Annotated in this window: 11 protein-coding genes; 4 read left to right on the forward strand and 7 right to left on the reverse strand. The window is 72.9% G+C overall.

Going from position 1 to position 11,565, the window contains the following annotated elements:
* Window positions 1–88 precede the first annotated feature (88 nt).
* Window positions 89–901 carry a transporter substrate-binding domain-containing protein gene (locus AB0K34_RS16935; protein ID WP_364549506.1) on the forward strand — a complete coding sequence of 271 codons (813 nt, stop codon included), beginning with the start codon at window positions 89–91 and terminating at the stop codon, window positions 899–901.
* A gap of 12 nt (window positions 902–913) precedes the next feature.
* On the opposite strand, the gene AB0K34_RS16940 is transcribed toward AB0K34_RS16935, so the two are convergent.
* Together AB0K34_RS16940 and AB0K34_RS16945 are read right to left on the reverse strand one after the other, a co-directional pair.
* Window positions 914–1,609: a hypothetical protein gene (locus AB0K34_RS16940; RefSeq protein ID WP_364549509.1), complete on the reverse strand. Its 696-nt coding sequence runs from the start codon at window positions 1,607–1,609 to the stop codon at window positions 914–916.
* The gene (locus AB0K34_RS16945; RefSeq protein ID WP_138637378.1) at window positions 1,606–2,211 is read right to left on the reverse strand and encodes an RNA polymerase sigma factor; all 606 of its coding nucleotides are present in this window, start codon (window positions 2,209–2,211) and stop codon (window positions 1,606–1,608) included. The genes AB0K34_RS16940 and AB0K34_RS16945 overlap by 4 nt, the downstream gene beginning before the upstream one ends.
* Before the next feature lie 620 nt (window positions 2,212–2,831).
* On the opposite strand from AB0K34_RS16945, the gene AB0K34_RS16950 reads away from it, so the two are divergent.
* Window positions 2,832–5,033, forward strand: coding sequence for a bifunctional polysaccharide deacetylase/glycosyltransferase family 2 protein (locus AB0K34_RS16950; protein WP_364549512.1), 2,202 nt, complete (start codon window positions 2,832–2,834; stop codon window positions 5,031–5,033).
* Window positions 5,034–5,237: 204 nt separating this feature from the next.
* Window positions 5,238–5,846 carry a transcriptional regulator gene (locus tag AB0K34_RS16955; protein ID WP_301174050.1) on the forward strand — a complete coding sequence of 203 codons (609 nt, stop codon included), beginning with the start codon at window positions 5,238–5,240 and terminating at the stop codon, window positions 5,844–5,846.
* On the opposite strand, the gene AB0K34_RS16960 is transcribed toward AB0K34_RS16955, so the two are convergent.
* Window positions 5,843–6,928, reverse strand: a complete 1,086-nt coding sequence (locus AB0K34_RS16960; protein ID WP_364549515.1) for an alkene reductase — start codon at window positions 6,926–6,928, stop codon at window positions 5,843–5,845. The genes AB0K34_RS16955 and AB0K34_RS16960 overlap by 4 nt on opposite strands.
* Before the next feature lie 5 nt (window positions 6,929–6,933).
* Window positions 6,934–7,317, reverse strand: coding sequence for a RidA family protein (locus tag AB0K34_RS16965; RefSeq protein ID WP_364549518.1), 384 nt, complete (start codon window positions 7,315–7,317; stop codon window positions 6,934–6,936).
* Window positions 7,318–7,413: 96 nt separating this feature from the next.
* Here AB0K34_RS16965 and AB0K34_RS16970 point away from each other — a divergent pair, with 96 nt between their 5' ends.
* On the forward strand, window positions 7,414–7,851 hold the full coding sequence (locus AB0K34_RS16970) for a MarR family transcriptional regulator (RefSeq protein ID WP_364549521.1): 438 nt from the start codon (window positions 7,414–7,416) through the stop codon (window positions 7,849–7,851).
* 78 nt (window positions 7,852–7,929) lie between these two features.
* Here AB0K34_RS16970 and AB0K34_RS16975 read toward each other — a convergent pair whose 3' ends face one another.
* Genes AB0K34_RS16975 through AB0K34_RS16985 form a run of 3 tightly spaced genes read right to left on the reverse strand, consistent with a single transcriptional unit; the run spans window position 7,930 to window position 11,483 of the window.
* Window positions 7,930–10,215 carry a heavy metal translocating P-type ATPase gene (locus AB0K34_RS16975; protein ID WP_364549524.1) on the reverse strand — a complete coding sequence of 762 codons (2,286 nt, stop codon included), beginning with the start codon at window positions 10,213–10,215 and terminating at the stop codon, window positions 7,930–7,932.
* Between the two features lie 32 nt (window positions 10,216–10,247).
* Complete coding sequence (locus AB0K34_RS16980; RefSeq protein ID WP_364549527.1) at window positions 10,248–11,216, reverse strand: hypothetical protein; 969 nt, start codon at window positions 11,214–11,216, stop codon at window positions 10,248–10,250.
* 60 nt (window positions 11,217–11,276) lie between these two features.
* Window positions 11,277–11,483 carry a heavy-metal-associated domain-containing protein gene (locus tag AB0K34_RS16985; RefSeq protein ID WP_364549530.1) on the reverse strand — a complete coding sequence of 69 codons (207 nt, stop codon included), beginning with the start codon at window positions 11,481–11,483 and terminating at the stop codon, window positions 11,277–11,279.
* Window positions 11,484–11,565: the final 82 nt, after the last annotated feature.

Below are 11,565 nucleotides of genomic sequence, written 5' to 3' on the forward strand. Positions count from 1 at the left end.
GTCCCCGCTCGGCTGCGACTTTGTATCGCAGTGCGCCCCGGCGCTCCGCCGGGGCGGGCACCGCGCTGACGAGTCGGGGGTCCGGAGTATGCGGCGACTGATCGCGGCCGGGACGGCGGCGGTGACGGCGTGCGCCGCGCTCAGCGGCTGCGGCGGCGGCGAAGCGGCGTCCATCCTCGGCAAGGGCACGCTGGTGGCGGGCGTCCGGCCCGACCTGCCCGGCATCGGCTTCAGGCGCCCCGACGGGACGTTCGAGGGCCTGGACGTGGACGTGTCCCGCTACCTCGCTCAGCGGCTCGGGAAGCGGGTCCGGTTCGTCCCCGCGCTGGCGCGCGACCGCGAGCGCCTGCTCCGCGAGGGCGACGTCGACATGGTCCTGACGTTCTGGCTGGAGCCCGAGTGGCAGCAGCGCCTCGCGTTCGCCGGGCCGTACCTGCTGTCGTACCAGGACATCCTCGTCCGGGACGGCGAGCGGGACGTGCGCGGCGTGCGCGACCTCCAGGGCCGCAAGATCTGCGCCGTCACCGGGTCGGGCGCGGCCGAGGCCGTGACCGTGGAGCGGCAGGTGCCGGCGGTGCCGGTCCCGGCGCGGTCCTACGCCGACTGCATGACCATGCTGCGGGACGGCCGGATCGACGCGATCACCACGAACGACACGATCCTGGCCGGGCTGAAGACCGGGCAGGGCGCCGGGTTCCGGCTGCTGAACGCCAGGTTCGGCGAGCGGCGCACGGGCATCGCGATCCGCATGGGCGACCCCGACGGCTGCGAGGCCCTCAACCGGGCCATCACCCAGATGTACCAGGACGGGACGATGGGGAAGTTCATGGCCAAATGGTTCGGCACGTCCGGCCTCGACCTGTCGGACCTGGAGGTCCCGCAGTTCGAGGGCTGCCTGTGACCGCCGGGACGGTCACCGGCGCGGGTCGCCGGCGCCGTCCGGCGCCCCGACCATGGGGACGCCAGCGTCCGCTCCCCGGTCCTTGCTCTTGGTGGGCGTGGCGCTCGGCTTCTTGCCGTCGCCGTTGCCGTTGGCGTTGTCGGGGCCGCGCGGCGGCGGGCTGGTGCTGTGCGCGTTCGGGCTCTGGGTCGACTTGCCCGGCGAGGCCGGCTTGCCGTGCTCATGGCCCGGCGCCGACGAGGGCGCGGACGGCGAGGAGGTCGACGACGACGAGGACGACGAGGACGACACCGACGGCGACTGGCTCGGCAGCGGCGACGGCGAGTACTGCGTCGCCGGTGTGCTGTCGTGGCCGCCGCCCTCCGACTCCTGCTGCGTCGGGGACGGCGCGGGAGCCGGCTCCATGCCGGGGAAGTGCCCGGTCGCGTAGGCGACGCCGCCCGTCAGCACGAGCAGGCAGCCGCCGACCAGCGCGATGACCTTTGCGGTCAGGAAGCGGCGCACCGCGGCCAGCCGGGAGGGCCGGGCCGCGGGCGGCGCGGACCGGAAGGCGGCGACGGCGGCGTCCTCGCCCGCGATCTCCGCCGCGCGGCCGGGGGCGGCGGCCGCCGCGAGCAGGGTGTGCAGGGCGGGGTGCCCGCCGGCGCCGTCGAGCAGGCGCTCGGCGGTGCGCTCGTCGAGCCGTCCGGCCTCGGTGTGGTCGCTCATGACACCCCTTCAGCGCCCGTACCGCCGGTTTTGTCACCCCGGACCAGCGACCGCTCGGCGCCGCCGTCCGACAGCCGGTCGGCGAGGCGGCGCAGGCCGCGGTAGGCGGCGGTGCGGACGGCGCCCGCGCGCTTGCCGAGCACCTTGCCGGCGGACTTGGCGTCCAGGCCCACGACGACGCGCAGCAGCACCGCCTCGGCCTGGTCGCGGGGGAGTTCGGAGATCAGCCGGAGTGCCTCCTCGGTGGCGATGCCGTTCAGGGCGTCGAGTTCGGTGTCACCGTCCGCGGCCATCGTGACCAGTTCCTCGGCGGGCAGGTCGGAGCCGGGGCGGCGGGACTTGCGGCGCAGATGGTCCAGCGCGCGGTGCCGGGTGATCGTGGCGGTCCAGCCGCGGAAGCCGTCGAGGTCGCCGCGGAACGAGCGCAGGTCGCGGGCGATCTGCAGCCACGCCTCCGAGGTCACGTCCTCGGCGTCCGCGCCGACGATCGCGCCGGCGAACCGGATCAGCCGGGGCTGGACGTCGCGGTAGAGCATGCGGAAGGACTCCTCGTCGCCGTCCTGCGCCGCCCGCAGCGCACGACCGAGTTCCTCCTCGCCCATCGCGCCATTGTGCAGAAAATCTCACGGTGGTGTGACACCTACGCGTGGGTTCGCGCTGAACGAATGACTCCCGCGCCGCCGGGACGTCCTCTCCCCGCCTCAGAGTGATGGACGACGATGAACGGCAACAGCCCGCAGGACCGGGACGAACTTCTCGTAACGGGTATCCCACCAGCCGCGGACCGGGTACCGCGCCCGCTGACGGACCCCTTGGCCGATCCCGTCACCGAGACGAAAACGTTAACGGCCGCGGCTCCCGTCTTCGTCGACGCGTCCGGGTGGCGGTCGCGCCTGGGGCGGCGGCTGGGCCTGCTCACCGGTTCCCTCCTCATCGTGTTCCTGGGCGCGCTGGGGCTCGGTATGACGACGGGAACCGATGTGCCCTTGACGCCATGGAGCGACCCGTCCCCGCATCCGCGCGTGAAGGTGAGCCAACCCCAGGCCAAGCCGACCCCTACGGAGAGGTCCGAATCGCCCGCCGCCAGTAGGGCGACACCCAGCAGCCGGGTCGCGGCACCGGCTCCCCCTGCGACGCCCAGGCCGTCGTCTGCGTCGGCGACCACACCGGCGGGGGCCGCGTCCACGAGCCATCCGGGCAGGTCCACGGCGGAGCCACCGGCATGGGGACGCAACAACACCAAGAAGAAGAGCCCCTGACCGTGCGGCGCAGCGAACCGCGGGGCCACTGGATCCTGCTCCTGCTCGGCGGACTGGCGCTCGCCGTGCTCCTCCTGCTGGACGGCTTCGCGAACGGAGCCCTGGGTGAGGCGCCCAGGGACGAGCCGGCGCACCCCTCCCCGGCTCCCTCCCAGGCCCTCACCGGCGGGCCCGTGCTGAACCTCGCGGACGCCACGCCGCGCAGCCGCCGCATGCCGCCGAAGACGATCGCGCTGACCTTCGACGACGGCCCCGACCCCGAGTGGACGCCGCGGATCCTGGACGTCCTGCGCCGCCACGACGCCCGCGCGACGTTCTTCACGGTCGGCGCGCGCGTCGCGGAGAACCCGGCGCTGACCCGCCGGATCCTTCGCGAGGGCCACGAGATCGGCTCGCACACGTACACGCACGCCGACCTCGCCACCGCGCCCGCGTGGCGCGGGCGGCTGGAGATGGACCTCACGCAGCGGGCGCTGGCGGGCGCGGCCGGCGTCCACACCCGGCTGATGCGGATGCCGTACTCGTCCCGCCCGGACGGCCTGACGGCGCCGGAGTGGCGGGCGGCCGAGCGGGCGGGCGCGGCCGGGTACATCGTCGTCCTCACCGACCGCGACACCGAGGACTGGGCGCGGCCCGGCACCGACGCGATCGTGCGGACGGCGCTGGCGGCGGAGCGGCGCGGCGAGGGCGCGGTGGTGATGCTGCACGACTCGGGCGGCGACCGGGCCGAGACCGTCGCGGCCGTCGAGCGGATCCTCGCCCGGCTCCAGCCGCAGGGGTACCGCTTCACGACGGTCACCGAGGCGCTCGGCATGCCCGCGGCGGAGGTCGGCGTGCCCGCCCGCGAGAAGGCCGTCGGCTGGACGATGGTCGCCGCGCAGCGCGCCGCGTCCGCGCTCACCGGGACGATGGGCGCCCTGTTCGCCGTCGCCGGGCTCCTCTACGTGCTGCGGCTGATCCTGCTGCTGGTGTTCGCGCACGTCCACATGCGGCGCGTCCGCCGGCCGGGCCCGCCCCCCATGCCGGACATCGGGGAGCCGGGGGAGCTGCCGCCCGATCCGTTCCCGCCCGTGTCGGTGATCGTCCCCGCCTACAACGAGGAGGCGGGCATCGCCGCGACCGTCGCGTCGCTCCTGGACACCGACTATCCGGGCAGCGTCGAGGTGATCGTGGTGGACGACGGCTCCGCCGACCGCACCGCCGAGATCGTCGAGGACCTCGGCCTGCCGGGCGTCCACCTGATCCGCAAGCCGAACGGCGGCAAGCCGAGCGCGCTCAACGCCGGCCTGTTCGTGGCCAGGGCCGACATCATGGTGCTCGTGGACGGCGACACCGTCTTCCAGCGCGACACCCTGCGGCACCTCGTCGCGCCGTTCACGGACCCGAGGGTGGGCGCGGTCAGCGGCAACACCAAGGTCGCGAACCGGGGCGGCATTCTCGGACGCTGGCAGCACATCGAGTACGTCATCGGCTTCAACCTCGACCGGCGCATGTTCGACGTCCTGCAGTGCATGCCGACCGTGCCCGGCGCGATCGGCGCCTTCCGGAGGAAGGTCCTGGCCGAGGTGGGGTGCGTGCCAGACGACACTCTGGCCGAGGACACCGACCTCACCATGGCGATATGCCGTACCGGCGCGCGCGTGGTCTACGAGGAGAAGGCCATCGCCTGGACGGAGGCGCCGTCGTCCCTCAGGCAGTTGTGGAGGCAGCGCTACCGCTGGTGCTACGGGACGATGCAGGCGATGTGGAAGCACCGCCGCTCCCTCATCGAAGGCGGCGGCTCGGGACGCTTCGGACGCCGCTGCCTCCCCTACCTGACGGTGTTCCAGGTGCTGCTTCCGCTGTTCGCGCCCGCCGTGGACCTGTTCGCCCTGTTCGGCTTGGTCTTTCTTGACCCGACCCTGCCCGTCCTCACCTGGACGGCGTTCGTCGCCGCGCAGGCCGCCGCCGGTGCCTACGCCCTATGGCTGGACGGCGAATCCGTCCGTCCGCTGTGGGCGCTGCCGCTCCAGCAGTTCGTCTACCGGCAGCTCATGTACCTGGTGGTCGTCCAGTCCGTGGTCACCGCGCTCCTGGGGGCGCGCCTGGGCTGGCACACGATCCGGCGCACCGGGACCTTCGCGGAGGGCCGGGAACAATCCTGGGGACCCGTCGGTTACACCTGATGGCCGATGTGCCTGGTGTCCCCGGGCCTCACCTATTGCCTTCACGGAATACCGTTCGGCTGGAGCCGTGTTGTGCCTTTCGCCGAGAGGCGACCCGCACATCGGCCGCACGACCAGGACCCCGCCGGGTCTTCCGACCCGGCGGGGTCTGGTCATTTCGGGGTGATGTCCAGGTCAGGGCGGGGCTGGGGCAGACTGGCGGCCATGAGTCTCGCCGCACATCTGGAAGAACTCGGCCGTCCCCTCGTGGAGGAGCAGCTCAAGCACCCCACCGTGGCGGGCATCGCCCAAGGGAACCTTGACGAGGCCGTATTCCGCTCCTGGCTCGAACAGGACTACCTCTACCTGCACGACTACGTGCGCGTGTTCTCCCGCCTCGCCTGGCAGGCCCCCGACGCCCACCTAGGCGACCTTGTAGACCTCGCCTACTCGACCTTCCACGACGAGATGGAACTGCACCGCTCCCTCTCGGCCGAGTTCAACGCCGACCTGGACGGCGCCAAGAAGGGCCCCGCCTGCGTCGCCTACACCTCGTTCCTGCTGGAGAGCGCCGCCGTCTATGACGAGGGCCTCGCCGCCCTGTACCCCTGCATGTGGGGCTACTCCACGCTCGGGCAGCGGCTGGCCGAGAACCCGCCGTCCGAGCCGCGCTACCGCCGCTGGGTCGACACCTACGCCGACCCCGGCTTCGCCGAGCTGACCGCCCGCATCGCGCAGATGATCGACGAGTCCGGGGCGGACACGGAGACGGCCGAGCGCTTCTTCCTGGAGGGCATGCGCCACGAACTCGCCTTCTGGGACGTCCCGCTCTAGACGTCGGCGGCGGCGAGGGCCGGGTAGTCGACGTAGCCCTCGCCGCCTCCGCCGTAGACCAGCCCGGGGATGTGCCGGTTGAGCGGCGCGTCCGCGGCGAAGCGGGCCGGCAGGTCGGGGTTGGAGATGAACAGCCGCCCGAAGGAGAACAGGTCGGCCAGCCCCACCGACACGACCTGCTCCCCGGCCTGCCGGGTCGTCGGCTCCGGCCCGTTGAAGTTCCCGATCAGGGTGCCCGACCAGCGCGGGCGCAGGTCGGCCAGCGCGCCGTAGGCGCCCCGCTCGATGACGTGCAGGTAGGCGAGGCCGAGCGGGTCGAGGGCGTCGACGAGCGCCCGGTAGGTGCCCTGCGGGTCCTCCTCGGCGATCTCGTTCTCCGGGTTGTGCGGGGAGACGCGCAGGCCGACCCGTTCGGGCCCCACCTCGGCGGCCACGGCCTCCACCACGTCCAGCGCGAACCGCAGCCGCCCGTTGCGCGACCCGCCGAAGCGGTCGGTGCGCCGGTTGGTGTTCTCGGCGAGGAACTGCTGGATCAGGTAGCCGTTCGCGCCGTGCACCTCCACCCCGTCGAACCCGGCGCGGATCGCGTTGCGGGCCGCCGCCGCGAAGTCGGCGACCGCCGCCTCCGCCTCGGCGGTGGTCATGGCGCGCGGCGTGACGTGCTCGACGTCGCCTTCGGCGGTGTAGATCGGCTCGCTCTCGATCCGGACGGCGGAGGGGGCGACCGGCGTCGCCCGGTCCGGCAGGTTGAGCGGGTGCATCATCCGTCCCACGTGCCAGAGCTGGGCGAAGATCGTCCCGCCGGCCGCGTGGACGGCCGCGGTGACCTCGCGCCACCCGGCGACGTGCGCGTCCGTGACCAGGCCGGGGATGCCGGGCCCGCCCTTGCCGAGGACGTGCGGCCACAGCCCCTCGGTGACGATCAGCCCGGCCGACGCGCGCTGCGCGTAGTAGGTGGCGGTCAGCGGGTGCGGGACGCCGGTCATGTCGTCCGCGCGCCCCCGCGTCATGGGCGCCATGACGATCCGGTTGGGCAGCGCGAGGTACGGGCCTTCGTAGGGGGTCAGCAGCGTGCTGGTCATCGTGTTCACCTTTCGACCGCGACGGCTTCGACTTCGATCCGCCAGTCGGGCTGGGCCAGGGAGCTCACTTCGAGGAGGGTGTCGGCGGGGTAGGGCTCGCTGAGGAACTCCTCGCGGAGCCGGATGACGTCGTCGAGGTCGGCCGCCATGTCCCGGACGAAGATGCCGATCTTCACGACGTCGGTCAGGCCGGCGCCCGCCGCCGCCAGCACCCGCTGGACGTTCCGGAACGCCTGGCGCCCCTGGTCGAGGAAGCCGCCGGGCACCGTCCGCCCCTGCTCGTCGATGCCGGCCTGCCCGGAGACGTAGATGAACCCATTGGCCCGGATCGCCTGCGAGATCCGGTACGGCTCGTACCAGTCGGGGGTAGTGGCGACGCGTTCGATCATGCCGGACTCCAATTTGCATGTACATGCATGTCTTGTATGTGCATGCAGATATTCGCACTGCATGTAAGCTGGTGTCAACCAGGAAGCGGGTACGGGATGAGCGTGGACGAGAAGGCGCCGGTCACGGCGGACGGTCTGCTCTGGGACGGCGTTGTGACCCTGCACGGGCGCGTCGAGCACCGGCTATCCAAGGCGCTGCAGGGCCGCCACGGCATCGGGCTGTCGGAGTACCGGGCGCTGTGCCGCCTGTCCCGCGCCGCCGACGGCGAGCTGCGCATGCAGGAGCTGGCCGACCTCATCGGCCTCAACCAGAGCTCCGTCAGCCGCCTGGTCGCCCGGCTGGAGACCGCCGGCCTCACCCGCCGCGACATGTGCCCCAAGGACCGCCGCGGCGTCTACACCGTCATCACCGACGAGGGACGCGCCGTCCATCGGGACGCCGCCCCCACCTACGCCGAGACCCTCACCGCGGCCCTCGACGACGCCGCGGACGACCCGGCGCTCGCGCCCCTGCTGGCCGTCCTGCGCCCCTGACCTCAGAAAACGCCGAAGCGCGCGACCCCTGGACGGGGCCGCGCGCTTCGCGGTTCTGCCTCAGCTCGCGGTTCTGCCTCAGCCGCCGGCCGCCGGAGCGGCCGCCGCGTCCCGGGAGCCCGTCAGCGGCTTGAACCGCCGCAGGCGCAGGCTGTTGCTGACCACGAAGACCGAGGAGAACGCCATCGCGCCACCGGCGATCATCGGGGTGAGCAGGCCGGTCGCCGCGAGCGGCAGCGCCGCCACGTTGTAGGCGAACGCCCAGAACAGGTTCCCCTTGATCGTGCCGAGCGTGCGGCGCGACAGCCGGATCGCGTCGGCCGCGGCCCGCAGGTCGCCCCGGACGAGGGTCAGGTCGGACGCCTCGATCGCCACGTCCGTCCCGGTGCCCATCGCGAGCCCCAGGTCGGCCTGGGCGAGCGCGGCGGCGTCGTTGACGCCGTCGCCGACCATCGCCACGGTCCGGCCCTCGGACTGCAGGCGCTTGACGACGTCCACCTTGTCCTGCGGCAGGACCTCGGCGATGACCTCCTCGATCCCGACGGCGTCCGCGACCGTGCGGGCCACGGTCTCGTTGTCGCCGGTCAGCAGGACCGGGCGCAGCCCGAGCGCCGTCAGCTGCTCGATCGCCTCCCGCGAGGTCGGCTTCACCTGGTCGGCGACCGTGATGACCGCGCGGGCCGCGCCGTCCCAGCCGACCGCGACCGCGGTGCGGCCGAGCGCCTGCGCCTCCGCCATGGCGCGCTCCAGCTCCGGCGTGAGGTGCTGCGACCACTCCGCGAGCAGCCGCGGGCGCCCCGCGAGGACGCCGTGGCCGTCCACCATCCCCTGGACGCCGAGGCCCTCGACGTTGGCGAAGTCCTCGACCGTGCCCAGCTCGCCGACCCGGTCGGCCGCGCCGCGCGCGATCGCCTGCGCGATCGGGTGCTCGGACGCGTTCTCCAGCGCCCCCGCCAGCCGGAGCACCTCGTCCTCGGACACCCCCTCGGCCGTGATGACGTCGACCAGGGCCATCTTCCCGGTGGTGACCGTGCCGGTCTTGTCCAGGACGACGGTGTCGATGGCGCGGGTGGACTCCAGCACCTCCGGGCCCTTGATCAGGATGCCGAGCTGCGCGCCGCGTCCCGTCCCGACCATGAGGGCGGTCGGGGTGGCGAGACCGAGGGCGCACGGGCAGGCGATGATCAGCACGGCGACCGCGGCGGTGAACGCGCCGGCGAGCGGCTCGCCGGTGCCGATCCAGAAGCCGAGCGTGCCGATCGCGAGCGCGATCACGATCGGGACGAAGATCCCGGAGATCCGGTCCGCGAGCCGCTGCACCTGCGCCTTGCCGGTCTGCGCCTCCTCCACCAGCCGCGCCATCTGCGCGAGCTGGGTGTCGGAGCCGACCCGGGTCGCGCGGACCAGCAGCCGGCCGCCGGCGTTCACCGTCGCGCCGACCACCGCGTCGCCCGGCCCGACCTCGACCGGGACCGACTCGCCGGTCAGCATGGACGCGTCCACGGCGGACGAGCCCTCCTCGACCGTCCCGTCCGTGGCGATCTTCTCGCCGGGGCGGACGACGAACACGTCCCCCGCCGCGAGGCTGTCGACCGGGATCCGCTCCTCGCGGCCGTCCCGGACGACCGAGACCTCCTTGGCGCCGAGCTCCAGCAGGGCGCGCAGGGCGGCGCCGGCGCGGCGCTTGGACCGCGTCTCGAAGTACCGCCCGGCCAGGATGAACATGGTCACGCCGGCCGCGGCCTCGAGGTAGATGTTCATCGACCCGTCGGAGCGGGTCATCGAGAACTCGAAGCCGTGCTTGATACCGATCTCGCCGGCGGTGCCGAAGAACAGCGCCCACAGCGACCAGCCGAGCGCGGCGATCGTGCCGAGCGAGATCAGCGTGTCCATGGTCGCCGCGCCGTGCCGCAGGTTGATCGCCGCGGCGCGGTGGAACGGCCAGCCCGCGTACACCACGACGGGCGCGGCGAGCGTCAGCGACAGCCACTGCCAGGCGTCGAACTGCAGCGCCGGGACCATCGCCATGGCGATGACCGGCACCGACAGCACGACCGAGGTGATCAGCCGCTGCCGCAGCGGGCGGAGCCCGTCGTCCGGCTCCGGCTCGTCCCCGCCCGCGGCGTCCGACCGGGGCGGGGCGGGGAGCTCGGCGCTGTAGCCGGCCTTCTCGACGGTGGCGATCAGCTCGTCCGGGGACACCCCGGGGGCGAACTCGACGCTGGCCTTCTCGGTGGCGTAGTTGACCGTCGCGGTCACGCCGTCCATCTTGTTGAGCTTCTTCTCGATGCGGTTGGCGCACGACGCGCACGTCATCCCGCCGATCGCCAGCTCGATACGCGCGGACTCGATGTCCGTGCTCATCGCTCCTCCTCTGCCTCGATCGAGTGGGACGTTCAGTGCGTGTGCGGCGTGTCGTCGTGCCCCTGCCCCGGCTTCTTCGCAGGTTCCTGCGTGGGCCCGGCGGGGACGGCGGCGTCGCCCGCGTGCACGGTGAACTCCGCCGTGCGGACCTTGTCGCCGTGCTTGAAGTCCAGGTACAGACGGTATGCGCCGGTGCTGGGCGCTTCGGCGAAGAACGTGATGCCGGGGCCCGGCTCCGTCTTCCCGTCGCCCGGCTCCCCGTCCGGGTGGACGTGGAGGTAGGCGAGGTCGCCCTGCCGCAGCGCGACCAGGTGGCCGTACGCCTCCAGGTACGGCTGCAGGTCGGTGACCGGCTTGCCGTCCTTGCTCACCGTCAGCGTGAGTTCGGTGGACTTGCCGGGCGTGAGGCCACCGGTGAGCGCGACCTCGTACCCGTCGACCTTCGCGACCTGCGCGGGCTTCGGCAGCGGCGCCGGCCGCAGGTCGCCCGGGGCGAAGACGTCGGTGCCCAGGGTGAGCTGCCGGGTCGCGCCGTCCGGCTGGATGTCGGTGAAGAACCGGTACACGCCGGGCTCGGGCAGCTCGATCGGGACGCTCCAGACGCCGCCCCCGATCTCGGTCGGGTGCAGGTGCTGGAAGCCGGACAGGTCGCGCTGCGCGACGATCAGGTGCAGCCGCTTGCCGTGCAGGGGCTTGAACCCGGTGACCGGCTTGCCGTCCGGCCCGTTGATGGTGAACCGGAAGTCGGTCTTCTCGCCCGGAGTCACGGTGGTCGTGCGCGGGGTCAGCGTGTAGCCGTCCTCGGAGACCTGGAGGCCGCCGGGGGCGTGGGACGCCCCGCCGTCTCCGCCGCCGTGCCCGCCGCCGTGGCCGTCGCCCTCATGGGACGCCATCTCCGCGGTGCCGCCGACGGGTCCGACCGCCTTGCCGACTCCGGCGGCGCCGCCGAAGACGACGGCGAGTCCCAGGGCGTACACGCCGACCTTGGTCGCGCTGTTCATGCCGATCCACTCCACTCGCTGTTCGTCCGGGCGCGCCCCCGGGCAGGGGGCGCGCGCCGGTCATGCCTGCAGCTGGTAACCGGCCTCTTCGACGGCGCCCTTGACCTGGGCGTCGTCCAGCGGGGCCTCGCTGGTGACCGTGACCTTGCCGGTCGGGAGGTCGACGTCGACGGCGGTGACGCCGGCGATCTGCTCGACCTCCTCGGTGACCGAGCTCACGCAGTGGCCGCAGGTCATACCGGTGACGGTGTAAGTGGCGGTGCTCATCGGCATCTCCTTCGCTTTTCCGGATATTTACCCCTGGGGGGTATCTTCCGGTCCTCATGCTGCCATAACGCTTCACCTCCTG

The sequence above is a fragment of the Actinomadura sp. NPDC049382 genome (assembly GCF_040677125.1).
GTDB lineage: Bacteria > Actinomycetota > Actinomycetes > Streptosporangiales > Streptosporangiaceae > Spirillospora > Spirillospora geliboluensis.

Excerpts from the sequence above, each read along its gene's own strand:
- AB0K34_RS16935 (WP_364549506.1), top strand. The coding sequence starts at position 89 with ATGCGGCGACTGATCGCGGCCGGGACGGCGGCGGTGACGGCGTGCGCC.
- AB0K34_RS16940 (WP_364549509.1), bottom strand. The coding sequence starts at position 1,609 with ATGAGCGACCACACCGAGGCCGGACGGCTCGACGAGCGCACCGCCGAG.
- AB0K34_RS16980 (WP_364549527.1), bottom strand. The coding sequence starts at position 11,216 with ATGAACAGCGCGACCAAGGTCGGCGTGTACGCCCTGGGACTCGCCGTC.
- AB0K34_RS16950 (WP_364549512.1), top strand. The coding sequence starts at position 2,832 with ATGGGGACGCAACAACACCAAGAAGAAGAGCCCCTGACCGTGCGGCGC.
- AB0K34_RS16960 (WP_364549515.1), bottom strand. The coding sequence starts at position 6,928 with ATGACCAGCACGCTGCTGACCCCCTACGAAGGCCCGTACCTCGCGCTG.
- AB0K34_RS16965 (WP_364549518.1), bottom strand. The coding sequence starts at position 7,317 with ATGATCGAACGCGTCGCCACTACCCCCGACTGGTACGAGCCGTACCGG.
- AB0K34_RS16945 (WP_138637378.1), bottom strand. The coding sequence starts at position 2,211 with ATGGGCGAGGAGGAACTCGGTCGTGCGCTGCGGGCGGCGCAGGACGGC.
- AB0K34_RS16985 (WP_364549530.1), bottom strand. The coding sequence starts at position 11,483 with ATGAGCACCGCCACTTACACCGTCACCGGTATGACCTGCGGCCACTGC.
- AB0K34_RS16955 (WP_301174050.1), top strand. The coding sequence starts at position 5,238 with ATGAGTCTCGCCGCACATCTGGAAGAACTCGGCCGTCCCCTCGTGGAG.
- AB0K34_RS16970 (WP_364549521.1), top strand. The coding sequence starts at position 7,414 with ATGAGCGTGGACGAGAAGGCGCCGGTCACGGCGGACGGTCTGCTCTGG.
- AB0K34_RS16975 (WP_364549524.1), bottom strand. The coding sequence starts at position 10,215 with ATGAGCACGGACATCGAGTCCGCGCGTATCGAGCTGGCGATCGGCGGG.